We start from the raw sequence: 17,070 nt of genomic DNA on the forward strand, positions 1-17,070 counted from the left end.
CGTTCTGGGGATCTTGCGCACCCCCCTCCGTCCGGGATGCGCCCGTTTTCAGGCCGCCGCGCCCTGCTTCAGGAAGGTCTTCCAGCCCCCCGCCGGCCGCTGCCCCACGTCCAGCGTGCGCAGCTTCGCCAGGACCTCCGGCTTCTGTACGTCGATCCAGTCCACGAACTGCCGGAAGGAGACCATCCGGACGTCGGCGCCCTTCTCCTTCTCCCGGGCGATGTGCTTGAAGGCCTGCTCGACGGCGTCCATGTAGATGCCGCCGTTCCACTGCTCGAAGTGGTTGCCTATGAAGAACGGCGCCCTGTTTGTCGTGTACGCCCGCTGGAATCCCGATATGTACGCCTGGGCCGACTGGGTCCGCCAGCCCGGGTAGTTGTAGGCGGGCGCCTTGGTCGAGTTGACCGACTGGTTGGCGAGCATGTTGTAGTCCATGGAGAGGACCTCGAAGGAGCGGCCCGGGAACGGTATCTGCTGCAACGGCAGGTCCCAGATGCCCAGCTTCTTCTCCGGCCAGACCTGGCGGCCGCCGGGCGAGGAGGCGTCGTAGCGCCAGCCGAGCTCGCGGGCGGTGGGCAGCAGGTTGTTCTGGCCGAGCAGGCAGGGGGTACGGCCGCCGACCAGTTCCTTGTCGTAGTCGAAGGGGAGCGGGGGCAGGTCGGTCCAGCCGGAGTTGGTCCGCCACCCCTTCACGAACGCCTTGGCCTGGTCTATCTCGCTGCGCCACTGTTTGGGCGTCCAGTTGCCGACGGTGCCGTAGCCGCCGCAGAAGTGGCCGTTGAAGTGGGTGCCCACCTCGTGCCCTTCGAGCCAGGCCCGGCGGACGTTGGCGAGCGTCGCCTTGATGTGCTCGTCGGTGAGGTAGCCGATGTCGGAGGCGCCGCGGGGGTTGTTCGGGGGGTCGTAGAGCCGCTTCTTCGACTCGGGGAGCAGGTACAGCCCCGAGAGGAAGAAGGTCATCGACGCGCCGTGCTCCTTGGCCAGGTCCAGGAAGCGCGGGAAGAGGCCGGTGCCGACCTCGCCGGCGCCGTCCCAGGAGAAGATCACGAACTGCGGCGGGGTCTGGCCGGGCTCCAGCGGCTCGGGGGCGGCGGGCTGGTGGGGCTGCTTGCCGCTGTCGGCGGTGGAGCCGTCGCCGAGGGGGCGGGCACTCGGCGTCTTCGAGGGCTTCTTCGACGGCTCCTTGGTGGAACCGGCGGCATGGGTCGAGCCGTCCGAACCGGTGAGTGTGCCGCAGCCGGTGAGGCCGAGCGCGAGTCCGGCCGTGGCACCCGCGCCGGCGCCGAGCATTCCCCTTCGGGTGAAGGTCCGCATGGTTCCCCGATTCGTCACGTCCTCTGGTGGTCACCCACTCAGAGGGCGGGACGAACAGGGTGGTTCCAGAAGGAACCATATATTTTCAGACTAATCTCATGAAGCCGGTTCAGGCCTGTCCAAGCCGGTTCAAGACGGCTTGAGCGGCAGGGAGTTCACGCCCCGAAGGCCTTGTCCTTCCCCTTCACCGGCTTGGCGCCGGCGCGGAGGTGGGCCGGGACGAGGTCGATGGCGGGCTCGGAGTAGCCGACGGAAACGATCCTGTCACCCTCGTATGTGAAAGTCGTCAGGGAGGCGAGGGTGCACTGCCGCTTGCGCGGGTCGTGCCAGAGCCGGCGGTTCTCGACGTACGACCGCAGGATCCAGATCGGCAGCTGATGGCTGACCAGCACCGCCTCTTGCCCGCGCGCGCGGTCCTTGGCCGTGTCCAGCGCGCCCTTCATCCGTACGACCTGGTCGACGTACGGCTCGCCCCAGGACGGCCGGAACGGGTTGACGAGGTACTTCCAGTTGGCGGGCTTCTTCAGCGCCCCGTCGCCGACGCCGAAGGTCTTGCCCTGGAAGATGTTCTCGGCCTCGATCAGCCGCTCGTCGGTGGCGAGGTCGAGCCCGTGCGCCTTGGCGATCGGGGTCGCGGTCTCCTGCGCCCGCTCCAGCGGCGAGGCGACGACGTACGTCACGTCCCGCGACGCGAGGGACTCGGCGACCCGGTCGGCCATCTGCCGCCCGAGCTCGGAGAGGTGGTAGCCGGGCAGTCTCCCGTACAGCACCCCGTCCGGGTTGGCCACCTCCCCGTGCCGCATCACGTGCACGACGGTGATGTCCCGCCGCCCGCCCAGCTCGTTCTTCTCACTCATCTCACTCTGCTCGCTCATGCTGCCGTGGCCTCCGCGGCCGCTCGGGCCGCCGCCGGGAGGGCGTCGGCGATCTTCTGGACGGCCCGCTCGTCGTGGGCCGTGGAGACGAACCAGGACTCGAAGGACGACGGCGGCAGGTAGACGCCGTCGGAGAGGAGGGAGTGGAAGAAGGCGGTGAACCGGAAGGACTCCTGGCCCCGCGCGTCCTCGTAGTTGCGCACCGGACGGTTGGTGAAGAAGACGGAGAACATGTTGGAGGCGGTCTGCACCTGGTGCGCGACGCCCTCCTTGTTCAGCGCCTCGCGGACGAGCCCCTGGATCTGCTCCGACACGGCGTTGACCTTGTCGTACGCCGCGTCGTCGAGGAGCCGCAGCTGGGCGAGGCCGGCGGCGGTGGCGACGGGGTTCCCGGAGAGGGTGCCGGCCTGGTAGACGGGCCCGGCCGGGGCGAGGTGCGCCATGACGTCCGCGCGCCCGCCGAAGGCGGCGGCCGGGAAGCCGCCCCCCATGACCTTCCCGAAGGTCATCAGGTCGGGTACGACGCCGTCGATCCCGAACCACCCGGCCCGGCTGGTCCGGAACCCGGTCATGACCTCGTCGGAGATGTACAGGGCGCCGTTCCTGGCGCAGGTGTCCTTGAGCCCCTGGTTGAACCCGGGCAGTGGCGGCACGACGCCCATGTTGCCCGGCGACGCCTCGGTGATCACACAGGCGATCTCCCCGGGGTGCCGGTGGAAGGCCTCCTGCACCGCCTCCAGGTCGTTGTACGGGAGCACGATCGTGTCGCCGGCCTGGGCACCGGTGACACCGGGGGTGTCGGGCAGCGCGAAGGTGGCGACGCCGGACCCGGCGGCGGCCAGCAGGCTGTCGACGTGACCGTGGTAACACCCGGCGAACTTGATCACCTTGGTGCGCCGGGTGAACCCGCGGGCGAGCCGGATGGCGGACATGGTCGCCTCGGTCCCGCTGCTGACCAGCCGGACCTGCTGCAGGGGCTCGATCCGCGCGACCATCTCCTCCGCGAGGGCGACCTCGCCCTCACCCGGGGTACCGAACGAGGTACCCCGGGAGACGGCTTCCTGGACGGCTGCGATGACCTCGGGGTGCGCGTGCCCGAGGATCATGGGCCCCCACGAGCAGACGAGGTCGACGTACTCGCGCCCGTCGGCGTCCGTCAGGTAGGCCCCCTTGCCGGAGACCATGAACCGGGGGGTGCCGCCGACGGCGCGGAAGGCGCGCACCGGGGAGTTCACGCCGCCGGGCGTGACGGCGGAGGCGCGGTCGAAGAGCGCCTGTGAGACGGGCGCGTCGTAGGGATAGGGCGTTTCGCTCTGGGCACTCATGACGTGCGGCTTCTCCGACTTCTCGGACTCCGGATGCTGGGTGACCTCCTCAGGGTAGGCCGAGCGCGGCGGTCTCCTCGCAGCGGAGGACGGTGGTCCCCGCACAGGGCCCGGGGCATCTGCGAGACTGTGATCCGATACACCCAGCTCATCCGGTACGCAGACGACCGGAGGCTGTAAAGATCCTGCGGACTGGTGTTTCGACGCACGTTTCGGCGGGCGGCCGTGGGGGAGGTCACTGACACGATGATCGGGTTGCGCGGCGGGGGCCACGCGTCCTAGAAAAGCAGTCGGGTGGAGATATGCATCGCGGTGGCGGACTGGGCGAGGGGACCGATGACCTGGGTCCTCGACGCGCCCAACGGGGAAGGCACCGGCGCGACGCGGAGGAATCGGCGGAAGCAGCACGTCAGGAACAGGGCGTACCGGGTGAGTCGGAGCGGCGCGACCGACGTATCGATCAGCGGGACCGCGATCGCAGGGATCGGGACCAGCGGAGCGAGCGGCGGATCGACCGTCTGCAGACCGGGAGCAGGAATGGTGGTCGGGTGGGGGTGACGTACAAATACTTCGGCGCACCGGACGGCGCGACCGCGGCCCGGGTCCCGATCTCGATGCGCCCCGAGGAACTCGGCGGCGACGAGCTCGGCATGAACGGCATGTTCACGAAGATCAAGCCGGAGACCATGGCCGCGATGGTGCTGACGGGCATCGAAGGCGTGCCTCTGCACAAGGTGCCGCCGCTGGAGCTGGTGGTGCTGCACCCCGACTACGCGGTCGTGAAGCTCCCCATGACGGTGGTCGACCCTCTGCGCGGCATAGGCGAGGAAGCGGTCGGCGCGGCCGCCTTCATCTGGTCCACGGTCCCGGACCGGGGCGGCCCGCGGGACGCGTTCAACGTGTACCAGCTGCTGCACGAGTGGCAGGACTTCAGCCATCGGTTGCATGAGGCGGGGCATCAGCCGTACTGCCTGGTGTGGCCGTGAGCTGGGGTTTCTCGCGGGGTGGGCGGGGTCTTCGGGCCTCGCCTTTTTGGTGGCGGAGGGGGCTGTCAGGCGGCCAGGGCACCTTGGCGCTCGGGGCACGGACGTTCCCTGGACGGGGGGCAGGCGCCAGGCGGATCAGCTGCTGATGAGGCGGCTGTCGAAGCCGGCGCCCAGGAGGCGCTCGTAAGCGTCATACACATCCCCCGGTACGTCCTGCTCGACGGCGAAGCCGAGCTTCGGGTACTCGATCACCCGTTGCAGGTCACCGACGAGCATGTCGACGACGAGCTTCTCGTCGCCGATGGACTTGATGTAGTCGTCCAACTCCAGCGGCTCGGAGGCGCACACGACCTCAGCCTCGGGCCACAGCTTGCGGCAGGTCGCATACGAGCGGCGCTCCATGTAGGGCTTGGAGATCAGCAGCAGCGACTGCACTTCCACCCGGGCCTCGGCCAGCAGCTCACGGGAGAAGGTGATGTTCTGGCCGGTGTTTGCGGCCTTCGACTCCACGATGATCGCCTCGTCCGGCACCCCCAGGCTCAGCGCGTGCTCGCGGTAGTGGACGGCCTCGCCGCGCGGAAAGCGAGCGCGGGTGGTGGGGCTGTTGCCGCCGCTGAAGACCACGACCGGGAAAAGGCCAGCGCGATAAAGGTCGACCGCAGTGGTCGCGACCCCGAGGTCGTGGCTACCCAGGCCGATCGCCGCCGAGCAGGGCCGCTGCTCGTGGCCCATCTGGTGGTAGTTCCAGATCAGCGTCGCGTCGTGGAACTGCTCGTCGGTGATCTGGCGCTGCTCGTGCTCCGGCACCGGCACTCCCTGGCTCATCCCTGCTGGTCCTTGCGGATGGCCTCGATGCTGCGCAGCTGGCGGCTCAGCCCGTACTGGCGGGCCACCTGCGCCGCCTGATCGAGGACGGACAGCCCATCATTCCGGGTCGCCGCATCCGACAGAAGGATGTGCCCGTACGCGGTGTCCAGCCTCATCCGCTGCATCGGGGAGTCGACCGTGCCGGTGGTGCGCGATGTCGATGTAGTGCAGTGCATGCTTCAGGTCGCCGGCACCGCGGTGGGCCAGTCCGAGTTTCTGGTGGGCGACCGACCAGTCCTCCGGCTCGCCCAGGTCCTCGAAGGCACGAGTGGCGGCCGTCATCGCGTCGGTGGCGTACTCGTTGTCGCCCTCCTTGCTCAGCGCCGTACCCACCCACAGCCGCGCCCTGGCACGGTCACGCGGGCTCAGGCGTTGGTCCCCGGCGAGGATCGCATAGTGGCGAGCGGAGGATTCCAACTCGCCCGGCATCTCTTGAACGACGGCCAGGGACGGCTCGATCTGAGCCACCCGGCGTGGGATGTCGAGCTCGGTGAACATGCCGCGGGCGGTCAGGTAGGAGTGGCGGGCGGAGAGTGGGCCGTGGATCGCGCCCTGATCGCGCTGGAGGTCGCCAAGGAGCGCGAACGAACGGCCGTATGAATAGAGGCCCTTGTCGTCCAGCTGATGCGGTGCACGGCTACCCAACCAGCGGCTCAACAGGGTTGAGGCGAACGGGAAGTCCTGACGCGCGCGGCAGGTCCACCGCCCTGCGGGCGGGGTACCAGACAATGTTCACCGCAGGACACGGCCTCGATCGGGCCGAGATTCCCGACACGGAGACGGACGGCCCGAAGGGACGTACATCGTCAAGGCTCCTGGGCTGTGGATTCAGGGACAACCGCTGTCGTGTTGTGAAGAGTCCCATCAGACCCGGACACCGATGGGAACGATGTCCGGGGCCGTAGCGGGGAGTTGGGTGTCAGCCGTTGCGGGCGGCCTCTGGGCCGGTGATGCGTTTGAGCAGGGGGAGAGTCGAGGCGATGATGCCCAGCGAGGCGACGAGGCCGAGAGCGACGAGCGCGTAGTACGCCACGCCCGGCGACACCAGGTCGTAGTGCATCTGCGATTTCAGGAACAGGGCCGAGGCGATGAAGGCCGTACCGATCGAGATCGCGGCCACTGCAAGCAGCGGCAGTGTGCTCTCCAGGCCGATCACCCGCTGCAGCAACCGCAGCGGCGCGCCGGTGAGCCGCAGCAGCGCGAAGGGGCGTCGGCGATCCGACAGGCCCGCAACCACGCTCACCGCCAGGCTGCAGCCTGCGATCGGCAGGGTGGTCAGCAGCACCACGTCGGCCAGTTGCCGCCAACCGGCCAGCTCTTGCTGCAAGTCGGTGCCCCAGTCGCCCACTGTTTGGGCCTGGTGGTGCGGGTAGGCGGTGGTGAGCAGCGTCCGTACGCGTTCCATGGCGGCTGTCGACCCGTCGGTGGCCACGTAGAGCAGTTGTACGGGCAGCTTGGCGACGGCTGCGGTGCTGATTGCGGCGGCGGGCCATGGCAGGTTCGGGTGCGACTGCAGGCTGACGAACGTGTAGAAATCGACGGCCGTGACGCTCGCGTCGGCCGGGCAGCGGCCCACCATGGGAGTCTGCGCCAGGTCGGAGCAGGTCACCAGTGCCGGCGCCTCCGGGGGAGGATCACCCGGGTGGACTCTTCGGTTTACCACCTTGCCGACGCCGTCGGGGTTGGCGTGGACGACCGCCACGCCCCGCACGCCCCGTATCGCCCTCACCTCGGTGAGCAGGCGTGTCGGGATGGCCCCGGCCAGCGGCGCCTCGCCGTCGCCGCCGGCCTCCACCACCGTCCGGGTCTGCCGGTCTCCGCCCAGCGTGCCGCGGTAGTCGTTGATGGTGCCGATGATGCTGACTGTCGCGGTGGTCACGAACAGGGCCAGGACGAGGCCGCTGACCGCGCGGAAGCCGGCCTTCGGGTCGTCGGCGAGCCGCCGCACGGCGATCAGGGCGGCCGGGCGACGGGTGCGCCGGGCGACAGCCCGGGCGACGATCATGGTCAGCCACGGCCCGGCGATCACCAGGCCCAGCATCACCACCAGGAAGCCGGGGAGGTAGGCCGCCGTCTGGCCGTTCCCGGTCGCCGGGCGGCGGCCGACGAAGACGAAGTACGCCAGTTCGGCCAGGCCCGCCAGCAGCGGGATCAGCCGCCAGGCGCGCGGCGGACGCGGCGTCACCCGGCGGGTCACGCCGAGCGGGGAGATGGTGACCCGGCGCAGGGCGAGGCGTGCCGCGATCGCCGCCGCCACCGGCACGCCGACGACGACGCCGAGGACCTGCGGGGCGCTGAGTGTGAGATCCGAGAGGAAGAACCGCTGCTGCCCGGTGAGCGGAATGGTGGCCACCAGCGGGCGCAGCGCGGCGTAGAGTCCGAAGCCGACAACCGTCCCGGCGGCCGCCGCCAGCGCGGACTCCACCGCCGACAGCAGCGACACCTGCCGGGGAGCGGCGCCGACCAGCCGCATAGCCGCATACCGCTGTTCACGCGTGGCGGCGGACAGCCGGGTCGCGGTGGCGATGAAGATCAGCACCGGGAAGATCAGGGCCCCGGCCACCACGGAGGAGATGAGTGTCAGCGCGTCGCCGCGCACCGCGCTGTCCCAGCACTCGTTGTCGCAGGCGGATGGCCGGGCACTGGTGATGGTGGTGACTGCTCTCGCCCCTCGTGCGCCCTTGATCTGGGCCGGGGTACGGCCGATGACAGCGATCAGCGAGTCCGGGGAGGCCAGAGCGGCGTCGCCGATCGTGCCGGTGGGCCGCCCGGGGAACCGGTCGCCCAGCTGGTCGGCGGGGGTCTCGCGGATCAGCTTGGCCAGTGCGGGAGAGGCGTAGTACTCACCCGGCGCCGGCAGGTGCGTCAGGCCGGGCGGGACGGGCGAGTTCGGGCCGGTCGCGGCGACGTCGACCTCGGTCAGGGACTTGCCGTCGTAGTAGTCGCCGTGCGGCCACCACCACAGCGGGTCCGCCGACGCCTGCTCGGTGCGGCTAGCGGCGCCGGTGTCGAGCCAGACCTGCCGGTGGTTCGTCCGCTCGACGGCGTTCATGCTGGCGAAGGTCGACAGCAGCAGCCCGACGCCGATGGCGACCGCGGCGGTGATCATGGCCAGTCGGGCGAGGGCCTCCCGGCCGCCGCTGACCGCGAGGCGGAAGGCGAAGGCGATCACGAGGCGATCCGTCCGGTCGTGAGCAGGCTGGCCTTGCCGTCCCGCACGATGGCCTCCCGGTCGGCATGCGCGGCGACCCGGGGCTCGTGGGTCACCAAAACGATGGTGGTGCCCTCCTCGTGGGCCGCGTCCACCATCAGGTCCATCACCTGCTCGCCGGTCAGCGAGTCCAGCGCCCCGGTCGGCTCGTCGGCGAACAGCACCTTGGGCCGGGCCACCAGCCCGCGGGCCAGCGCCACCCGCTGCGCCTGACCGCCCGACAACTCGCCGGAGCGGCGCCGCTCCAGGCCGTCCAGGCCCAGCCGGGCGAACCAGGGCCGGGCTTCGGCGAGCGCAGCCGCCCGGCGCATGCCGGAGAACAACAGCGGAAGGGCGACGTTCTCCTCGGCGGTCAACTCGGGGACGAGCTGGCCGAACTGGAAGACGAAGCCGAAGGTGTCGCGGCGCAGGGCGCTGCGCTCGGCCTCGTTCAAAGTGTCGATGCGGCGTCCGTCGAAGTGCACCTCGCCCGAGTCCGGGGTGAGGATGCCGGCCAGGCAGTGCAGCAGGGTGGACTTCCCCGAGCCGCTCGGGCCCATCACGGCGAACACCTCGCCGGCCTCGATGGCCAGGCTGGCGCCGCGCAGAGCGGGGGTCTCACCGAAGGAGAGAGTGAGATCGCGGGCCTCGATCAGGGCGGTCATGTGCGCACCGCCGCTGCCAGCGTGTCCATCCGGGCCGCGGCCAGCTCGATCCACCGTAGGTCGGCCTCCAGGTGGAACAGACCGTGGTCGGCGAGCAGGACGTCGATGATCGGGCCGGAGCGGCGCAGCTTCGTCAACTCGTGCATCCGCTGCAGGTGGGCGGCCCGCTGGGTGTCGAGGTACTGCTGGGCGTCCCGGCCGAGCATCAGGGCCAGCACCACCTTGGTGAACAGCACGGTCTGCAGGTTGGGCTCGGGGGCCACCGGCTCGGTGAGCCAGGTCTCGAACTCCGTCGCCCCCGCCTCGGTGATCACGTAGCGCTTGCGCTCCGGGCCGACTCCGGGCTCCGCCTCGCCGGCGATGACCTTCCCGTCCCGCGCCAACCTGCCAAGCGTTGTGTAGACCTGCCCGTACGGCAGCGGCTTGCCGCGGTTGAAGAAGGCGTCGTAGTCGCGCTTGAGGTCATAGCCGTGGCTCGGCTCTCGCTCCAACAGCCCCAACAGGGTGAGAGGAACACTCATGCGAGGACCATACACCGGGGATATACTCCGAGTGTATATCTGCTGAGAGTTCATTCTGGTCCTGGGACCTCGGATCCGGTTGTCGGCCTGTCACTGACGACCAGCGAGTCGCCCTGAGTCGACTGCCCAGGGACGCTGGTTCAGAGCTTTGGTCGGCTCCCGGCTCCCGGTTGACGGCTCGCGCGGGTGGCGAGCGCGAGTCGGGTCTCGTAGCCTCCGGCGACATCGACGAACTCCAGCGCAGGGTCAACAGAGCTACGGTCCGTTGCTGTTACGCGAGCGACGCGAGCCGCAGCTCATGCCGCTCGTACGCCTACGACCTGCGGGGTTGCGAAAGACCCCGCATGGTCTTCGTACGGCACATCCAGGGCACATGAGCCCGGGAAACGGCGTTGACCTGTGAGAACTACCGAGAGGAGTTTTCCCAGGTCAACGCGCATTTCCTTGCGAAACCCCAGGTCAGCTCCCTCCCGCCCCCAATCGCTGCACGAGTGGCAGGACTTCAGCCATCGGCTGCATGAGGCGGGGCATCAGCCGTACTGCCTGGTGTGGCCCTGATCTGGGGTTTCGGTGGTTTCGGGCGAGGTCTTCGGGCCTCGCCCTTTTTGGTGCCGGGGAGGGGCCGTCAGGCGGCCAGGGCACATCGAGGTCGTGGGGGTCATGGGGGTCATGGCTGCTCAGCCGGCGGTTCAGCAAGGTCGAGGCGAAGAGGAATGCCCCCCCGCCTCGCGGTAGCCCCCCGCTCGCCAAGACGGGTCCCGGCCCGCCGGAACCGCCCGCACCCTGTGGCCGTCTTGTGCGCTGACTGTGCACGAAGCAGGGACTTTGGGGGACATAATGGGGCGGAACGTGACGAAGGCCGGTCTCGTGGTGGTGGCCGTGGCGGCAGCGCTCGGAGCCTCGGCCTGCGGTGGGGAGGCCGGCGCGGCCGCCCGGAGCGGCGGCGGATCGCTCCCGGCGCACGGGACGAGGGAGTCCGTGGCGCCTTCTGGAGACAGGGCATCGTCCGGCTCGGCTCCGCTGCGCCCCGGCACGGTGGGGACGTTGTCCGGGGCCGCGCGGACCGCGCGGACCGCGGCGTCGTCCACAACCCGGCACGTGCCATGGAACCTGGACATTCTGGACCAGCGGTCGCGGCCCCTGAACGGGACGTTCACCACCACCGCCACGGGCAAGGGCGTTCACGTCTACGTGATCGACACCGGGATGGACATCGGCCACAGGGAGTTCGGCGGACGCGCCCGCCTCGGCGCCGACTTCGTGGGCCCGAAGGACTCCGGAGACTGCTTCAGCGAGGCGGGTGTCGGCCACGGCACGTTCGTCGCGGGAATCATCGGCGGGGCGAAGTACGGGGTGGCGCCCAAGGCGGAGCTCGTCCGGGTGCAGGGCATCCTGTGCGAGAGCGAGGGCGGCGGCTCCCCGGCAGCGGCCGAGGCGGCGCTGGTGAAGTCGGTCAAGTGGGTCACCGCGCACGCGCAGAAGCCCGCGGTGGTGAACATGTCGCTCAACCTCGACCACCGGTCGGCCGCCCTGGAGACCGCCGTGAAGAAGATGGTCGACGCGGGGATCCCGACGGTGGTGTCGGCCGGCAACTTCCATGACGACGCCTGCAAGCACTCCCCGGCCGGTGTCCCCGGCACGATCGTCGTCGCGGCCTCCACCCCGAAAGACCGCGCATGGAGCGACGGCGGCTCCTACGGGTCGGGGTACGGGCGGTGCGTGGACCTGTACGCCCCCGGCCAGAAGGTGACCGCCGCCCTCGCCGGCGGCGGTACGACCACGGAGAACGACGGCGCCACCTCCTGGGCCGCGCCGCACGCAACCGGCGTGATCGCCCTGTACCTTTCGGCGCACCCCCACGCCACGGCCGACCAGGTCCACGTCTGGCTCGACCACACGGCCACCCGCGGTGCCCTGCACGGCATCCGATCCGACACCCCCAACCGGCTGCTCAACACCGGCGGCCTGTGACCTGCCCCGGCACCGCGCCGGGGCACGGGGCCGTCCGTCACTCGTACCGGTACTTCAGCGAGTCCGCCTCCGCCTGCTCGATGTCGGCGATCGTCAGCTCCGGCATCCGCAACTGGGCCAGCGTCACCTCGGCCGACGTCGGCTGGGCGTCCGCCGGCAGCCACTGCTCCGGCTTCCACGCCCCGCTGCGCAGCAGCGGCTTGGGGCAGTGCGGGTAGACCTCCTCGATCCCCACCACCAGCGCACTGGCCGGCGGCTTGCCCACCGCGGTCAGCTGCGACAGCAGCTCCGGACGGGTGGAGACGCAGGCCCGGCCGTTCACCCGGAGCGTCGTGGTGCGCCCCGGGACGACGAACAGCAGCCCGGCCCGTCCGGTGGCGACGACGTTCCGCAGGGTGTCCAGGCGCTTGTTGCCGGTCGCGTCCGGTATCGCCACCGTCCGCGCGTCCAGGACGGCGACGAACCCGGCGGGGCCGCCGCGCGGGGAGACGTCGCAGTTGCCCTCCGGGTCCGCACTCGCGACCAGGACCAGCGACGAGCAGCCGATCAACCGCCGGGTCTGTTCGGTGAGTTCGGTCATCTGCTTGCGCACGGCCGCGTCGCCGGGCTGTGCGTAGACCCGGCGCAACGCCTCCTGGTCGGGCACGGCGTCGAGGCGGAGCGAGTCGAAGGCACTGCCGGTGAGAGGTGTCGTCATGTTGCCGACCCTAAACGCCGGCCCTGGAGACGGACCCGCGCTCGATGACGTCGTGCCGCGGCTCGGCCCTCGGCTGCCGACGACGACGGTGGAGCCCCCATGACCCGCCACGCCGGGCGGTAGGGGAGGGTCCCGGCCAGGTCCCGGCGGTACACACCCCGGCCACGCCACCCGCCGCGGCCGGGGTGAACCGAAGAACCGTTCCCCGCACGCCGGTTCAGCGGATGCGGGCCACCCCCGCGTAGATGCCGCTGCCCTCCGGTTCCGGGGCCGGGGTGTCGGCGAACCACTCCGTCGCGGTGACCAGGCCGGGGCGGACCAGGTCCAGGCCGTCGAAGAAGCGCTCCACCTCGGGGCGGGTGCGGAAGGCGAGCCGGATGCCGCCCCTGGCGTACTCGGCGACGACCTGCTCGACGAGTTCCGGGTACAGGTCGGACGCGGCGTGCGAGAGGATCAGGTAGCTGCCCGACGGCAGGGTCTCGACCAGGGCGCGGACGATCCCGTGGGCGTCCTGCTCGTCGCTGATGAAGTGCATCAGGGCGATGAGGGAGAGCGCGACGGGGCGGTCGAAGTCCAGGACGTGCCGGGCGTGCCGGACGATCGCCCGCGGGTCGCGCACGTCGGCCTGGATGTAGTCGGTCGCTCCCTCGGGGCGGCTGATCAGCAGCGCCTCGGCGTGCCGGAGCACGATCGGGTCGTTGTCGGTGTAGACGACCTTGGCCGACGGCACGACGTTCTGGACTATCTGGTGGAGGTTCGGCTCGGTGGGGATGCCGGTGCCGATGTCCAGGAACTGGTCGACGCCCTGCCGGGCGAGCCACGCGGCGGCCCGGTGCATGAACTGGCGGTTCTGCCGGGCGGCGTCCTTCGCCTCGGGCGGCAGCTTCTCGCCGACCGCCTCGTCGACCGGGTAGTTGTCCTTGCCGCCGAGCAGCCAGTCGTAGACCCGCGCGGGGTGTGCCCTGCTGGTGTCTATCGGCGGGGACGGCTGTGGGTTGGTCGTCATGGCAACTCCATCGCGCCGGGGGAGACGGTGTGGGACCGAGGTCGTGGTGATCGTACTCGCGTGGCCCATCTGCCCTGCGCATGGGGGGACTTGGCCGGAGAACGGCGGCTGAGCCGGTCAGAGGTCGAGCAGTTCCTCGTGGAAGCCGCCGAACCGGCCTTCCGGAGTGAGGAGATGGATCTCCAGGATCCAGTGGCAGGTGCGGCCCGCCTTGTCGGTGCGGCGCAGCGGGGTGTCGTTGCCGGGCGTGATGTACGACTCGACGTCGGCGCCGTCGATCGTCTCGTGCGGGAACTCGCCGACCAGGTGGCCCGCGTGCCAGCCGCCCAGCTCCCAGCCGGCCTCCGCCGCGAGGCGGGCGACCTCGGCGTGGAGCCGTGCGCCGGTGATCTCCGGGTCGGCCTCGAAGAACCGCCGTCCTGCCGCGAACACCCTGGGGAGGTCGGCGCGGAGCCGGTGCTTGACCGGGTCGTCGCCGAGGACGAAGGTACGGCCGAAGTCGGCCTCGTACTCCTCGAAGATCGGCCCGAAGTCGGCGAAGACGATGTCGTCCGCGGCGATCACCCGGTCCGGCGGGTTCTCCCGGTACGGCAGCACGGTGTTCGGCCCGGACCGCACGATCCGCTTGTGCCAGTGCCGGGTCGTGCCGAACATCTCGTTCGCCAGGTCCCGGATCCGGTCGCTGACCGCCCGCTCCCCCTCGCCGGGCGCGACGAGCCCACGCTCCTCGATCTCCGCGAACAGCCGGACGGCCTTGCCCTGGGCTTCGAGCAGGCGCGCCGCGCGCCTGGGTTCGTCATCCGCCATGGGCCGAACCCAATCAGCTCCGGTCGTCCCGGGCAACGGGGGTCCGCAGGGCCGCGGCCAGCCGCAGGCTCTCCGCCACGGCGTGCGGGATGTCGGTGACCGGGAAGAGCGTGTGCCGTACGGTCCGTTCGGCGTCGACGACCAGGATCAGGCGCTTGTGCCGCAGCCGGCCGGCGCCCCGGAAGACCGGCAGCCGCAGGGCCGCGGCCAGCTGGTGGGCGGCGTCCGAGACGAGCGGGTACGGGAGCTGCTCGGCGCGTGCGAACTCCAGTTGTTCGTGAGGCAGTTGGGTGCTCGTGCCGCGTACGGCCACGCCCGCGCGGTGGAAGTCCGGCCAGGCGTCGCGGAAGAGCCGGTTCTCCAGGGTGCAGCCGGCGGCTCCGGGGATCGGGCCCCATTCGACGCCGGTGCCGGGGTAGGCGAACAGCACGGTGGCGGAGGCGTCCGGCGGGATCAGGGGAACATCCGCCCCCTCGGTGCCGGGACCGGCTCCCGCCGTTCCCGGAAGGTCCAGGCCCTCCGGCAGGCGGGTGCCCGGCAGGGCGTGGACGCGGGCGTGTTCGGCACCGCCGGCCTCCGCCGTCGCGGTGAGCGTGCCGTCGCCGAGGGCCCACCGGTCGCCCCAGTCCTGCATGGCGACGAGCACCGGGAGCAGTGCCGTACCGGCGTCGGTGAGCAGGTACTCGTAGCGCACCGGGCGCCGCTGGTACAGGGCGCGCCGCAGGACGCCCTGGGCGACCAGCCCGCCGAGCCGCTCGGTGAGCACCTTCCGGGACAGGCCGATCTCGGCGGCCAGGGCGTCGAACCTGACCTGCCCGCGGGCGACCTCCCGCAGCACCAGCACGTTCCACCAGTCGCCCAGCACCAGCGCGGCCTGGGCGACGCCACACGTCTCGTCGGCGTTGTGCATCCTCATGCGCCCATAGTAAGTTCCCTTTCGGGACTCACTTTGTTTCTGGACGGAACTTACCGCCCGCCGGTGCGCAGAACCGCGGGCCAGGCGTGAGGAGTTGCACCGTGACCGCCATCAGCCGCGTCGTCGCCCGGGAGATCATCGACAGCCGGGGCAACCCCACCGTCGAGGTGGACGTTGAGCTCAGGGACGGCTCGCTCGGCCGCGCCGCGGTCCCGTCGGGAGCCTCCACCGGCGCCCGGGAGGCCGTGGAGCTCAGGGACGGCGACCCGTCCCGCTTCCACGGCAAGGGGGTGCTGCGCGCGGTCGACGCCGTCAACGAGACCGTCGCGGACGCCGTGGTCGGACTCGACGCCGAGGACCAGGCGGCCGTGGACCGCACGATGACCGAGCTGGACGGCACCGACACCAAGTCCCGCCTCGGCGCCAACGCCCTGCTCGGCGTCTCCCTGGCCACCGCCAAGGCCGCGGCCGCCGCCCACCGGCTCCCGCTGTACCGCTACGTCGGCGGGGTCGACGCCCGGCTCCTGCCGGTCCCGATGATGAACATCGTCAACGGCGGCGCGCATGCCGACAACCCGCTCGACTTCCAGGAGTTCATGATCGCGCCGATCGGTGCGGCCACCTTCGCCGAGGCCGTCCGGATGGGCTCGGAGGTCTTCCACACCCTGCGCTCCCACCTGCTCGCCGCCGGCCACAGCGTCAACGTCGGCGACGAGGGCGGCTTCGCCCCCGACCTGCGCACCGCCGAGGAGGCCCTGGACTTCGTGGTCCGCGCCATCGAGCAGACGGGCTACAAGCCGGGCACCGACATCACCCTCGTCATGGACCCGGCCAGCTCGGAGTTCTTCCGGGACGGGGTGTACGACTACACGGGCGAGGGCGTGCGCCGCTCCCCCGCCGAACACGCCGCGTACCTGGCCGCGCTGGTCGACCGCTACCCGGTCGCCTCGATCGAGGACCCGATGGCCGAGGACGACCACGAGGGCTGGCGCGACCTGACCGCACGGCTCGGCGACCGCTGCCAGCTCACCGGCGACGACGTCTTCTGCACCAACGAGACCCTGCTGCGGGCCGGCATCCGCGACGGCATCGCCAACTCGGTCCTGGTGAAGGTCAACCAGATCGGCACCCTCACCGAGACGCTGGCCACCGTCGCCACCGCCCACCGCGCCGGCTACACGGTCGTCATGTCCCACCGCTCCGGCGAGACCGAGGACACCACCATCGCCGACCTCGCCGTCGCCACCGGCTGCGGCCAGATCAAGACCGGCTCGCTGTCCCGCGCCGACCGCACCGCCAAGTACAACCAACTCGTCCGCATCGAACAGGAACTGGGCCCCCAGGCCCGCTACGCGGGCACCGAGTCACTGGGGCTGCGCCGCTGAAGGGGGAACCGCGGGACGGCGCGGCCGGGCAGGGGATCCGAACCGGCGGGGCACGCATCCCCCCGCCGCCCGACGGGTCAGAAGCACGCAGCCGAGGCCGGACGAGACCCGAGAACCGAGGCACGCAGCCAAGGCCGCCGCGACCAGGCCGTCGAGATCAGACGACCCGAGGCGGACAGCCGAAGCCGGACGACCCGAAGCAGACACCCGAAGCAGCCGGGAGCAGGCCGCCGAGGCCAGGCGCGACCAGGAGCAGGCCGCCAGGACACGCAGCCGAGGGCAAGCCACCAGGACACGCAGCCGAGGCCAGGCCGTCGGCGCAGGCTGCCAGGGCACGCAGCCGAGGGCACGCGGTCGAGGGTAAGCCGCCAGAGCACACAGCGGAGGGCAAGCCGCCAGAGCACACAGCCGAGGCCAGGCCGCCAGGGCACACAGCCGACGGCAGGCCACCAGGACACACAGCCGAGGCCAGGCCGCCAGGACACACAGCCGACGGCAGGCCACCAGGACACACAGCCGAGGCCAGGCCGCCAGGACACACAGCC

14 protein-coding genes and 1 pseudogene are annotated in these 17,070 nt (G+C 70.9%); 3 read left to right on the forward strand and 12 right to left on the reverse strand.

The annotated features are described in order from the left end of the window. Positions 1 to 48: 48 nt before the first annotated feature. The 3 genes from BLW82_RS18350 to hemL all read right to left on the reverse strand — a co-directional run bounded on the left by BLW82_RS18350 (position 49) and on the right by hemL (position 3,514). A complete protein-coding gene (locus tag BLW82_RS18350) occupies positions 49 to 1,314 on the reverse strand; it encodes a polysaccharide deacetylase family protein (RefSeq protein ID WP_093499852.1) in 1,266 nt (421 codons plus the stop codon). A 155-nt stretch (positions 1,315 to 1,469) separates the two neighbouring features. Then, positions 1,470 to 2,189 carry a histidine phosphatase family protein gene (locus tag BLW82_RS18355; RefSeq protein WP_256215865.1) on the reverse strand — a complete coding sequence of 240 codons (720 nt, stop codon included), beginning with the start codon at positions 2,187 to 2,189 and terminating at the stop codon, positions 1,470 to 1,472. Beyond that, positions 2,186 to 3,514, reverse strand: a complete 1,329-nt coding sequence (gene hemL / locus BLW82_RS18360; protein ID WP_093499854.1) for a glutamate-1-semialdehyde 2,1-aminomutase — start codon at positions 3,512 to 3,514, stop codon at positions 2,186 to 2,188. The genes BLW82_RS18355 and hemL overlap by 4 nt, the downstream gene beginning before the upstream one ends. A gap of 302 nt (positions 3,515 to 3,816) precedes the next feature. On the opposite strand from hemL, the gene BLW82_RS44470 reads away from it, so the two are divergent. Then, the gene (locus BLW82_RS44470) at positions 3,817 to 4,500 is read left to right on the forward strand and encodes a hypothetical protein (RefSeq protein WP_177232986.1); all 684 of its coding nucleotides are present in this window, start codon (positions 3,817 to 3,819) and stop codon (positions 4,498 to 4,500) included. 135 nt (positions 4,501 to 4,635) lie between these two features. On the opposite strand, the gene BLW82_RS18375 is transcribed toward BLW82_RS44470, so the two are convergent. The 5 genes and pseudogenes from BLW82_RS18375 to BLW82_RS18395 all read right to left on the reverse strand — a co-directional run bounded on the left by BLW82_RS18375 (position 4,636) and on the right by BLW82_RS18395 (position 9,743). Beyond that, positions 4,636 to 5,325: a YdcF family protein gene (locus BLW82_RS18375; RefSeq protein WP_093499856.1), complete on the reverse strand. Its 690-nt coding sequence runs from the start codon at positions 5,323 to 5,325 to the stop codon at positions 4,636 to 4,638. Beyond that, a pseudogene (locus tag BLW82_RS43945) lies at positions 5,322 to 6,057 on the reverse strand (hypothetical protein); the annotation flags it as partial. The gene BLW82_RS18375 and the pseudogene BLW82_RS43945, both read right to left, overlap by 4 nt. A 229-nt stretch (positions 6,058 to 6,286) precedes the next feature. Continuing rightward, positions 6,287 to 8,539, reverse strand: a complete 2,253-nt coding sequence (locus BLW82_RS18385; protein ID WP_093499861.1) for an ABC transporter permease — start codon at positions 8,537 to 8,539, stop codon at positions 6,287 to 6,289. Beyond that, on the reverse strand, positions 8,536 to 9,222 hold the full coding sequence (locus BLW82_RS18390; RefSeq protein ID WP_093499863.1) for an ABC transporter ATP-binding protein: 687 nt from the start codon (positions 9,220 to 9,222) through the stop codon (positions 8,536 to 8,538). The genes BLW82_RS18385 and BLW82_RS18390 overlap by 4 nt, the downstream gene beginning before the upstream one ends. Further along, the gene (locus tag BLW82_RS18395; RefSeq protein ID WP_093499865.1) at positions 9,219 to 9,743 is read right to left on the reverse strand and encodes a PadR family transcriptional regulator; all 525 of its coding nucleotides are present in this window, start codon (positions 9,741 to 9,743) and stop codon (positions 9,219 to 9,221) included. The genes BLW82_RS18390 and BLW82_RS18395 overlap by 4 nt, the downstream gene beginning before the upstream one ends. A 1,098-nt stretch (positions 9,744 to 10,841) precedes the next feature. Here BLW82_RS18395 and BLW82_RS18405 point away from each other — a divergent pair. After that, positions 10,842 to 11,714 carry a S8 family peptidase gene (locus tag BLW82_RS18405; RefSeq protein ID WP_256215866.1) on the forward strand — a complete coding sequence of 291 codons (873 nt, stop codon included), beginning with the start codon at positions 10,842 to 10,844 and terminating at the stop codon, positions 11,712 to 11,714. 37 nt (positions 11,715 to 11,751) lie between these two features. On the opposite strand, the gene BLW82_RS18410 is transcribed toward BLW82_RS18405, so the two are convergent. The 4 genes from BLW82_RS18410 to BLW82_RS18425 form a co-directional block, all read right to left on the reverse strand. Next, positions 11,752 to 12,411, reverse strand: a complete 660-nt coding sequence (locus BLW82_RS18410) for an MSMEG_1061 family FMN-dependent PPOX-type flavoprotein (protein WP_093499869.1) — start codon at positions 12,409 to 12,411, stop codon at positions 11,752 to 11,754. Positions 12,412 to 12,628: 217 nt separating this feature from the next. After that, positions 12,629 to 13,417 carry an SAM-dependent methyltransferase gene (locus BLW82_RS18415; protein WP_093499871.1) on the reverse strand — a complete coding sequence of 263 codons (789 nt, stop codon included), beginning with the start codon at positions 13,415 to 13,417 and terminating at the stop codon, positions 12,629 to 12,631. Positions 13,418 to 13,534: 117 nt separating this feature from the next. Next, on the reverse strand, positions 13,535 to 14,224 hold the full coding sequence (locus BLW82_RS18420) for a M24 family metallopeptidase (RefSeq protein WP_093499873.1): 690 nt from the start codon (positions 14,222 to 14,224) through the stop codon (positions 13,535 to 13,537). Between the two features lie 13 nt (positions 14,225 to 14,237). Continuing rightward, positions 14,238 to 15,140: a winged helix-turn-helix transcriptional regulator gene (locus BLW82_RS18425; protein WP_093499875.1), complete on the reverse strand. Its 903-nt coding sequence runs from the start codon at positions 15,138 to 15,140 to the stop codon at positions 14,238 to 14,240. A 101-nt stretch (positions 15,141 to 15,241) separates the two neighbouring features. Here BLW82_RS18425 and eno point away from each other — a divergent pair, with 101 nt between their 5' ends. Next, a complete protein-coding gene (gene eno, locus BLW82_RS18430; protein WP_093499877.1) occupies positions 15,242 to 16,525 on the forward strand; it encodes a phosphopyruvate hydratase in 1,284 nt (427 codons plus the stop codon). The last annotated feature ends 545 nt before the right edge of the window (positions 16,526 to 17,070 follow it).

It is taken from the genome of Streptomyces sp. Ag109_O5-10 (genome assembly GCF_900105755.1).
Taxonomy (GTDB): Bacteria; Actinomycetota; Actinomycetes; order Streptomycetales; family Streptomycetaceae; genus Streptomyces.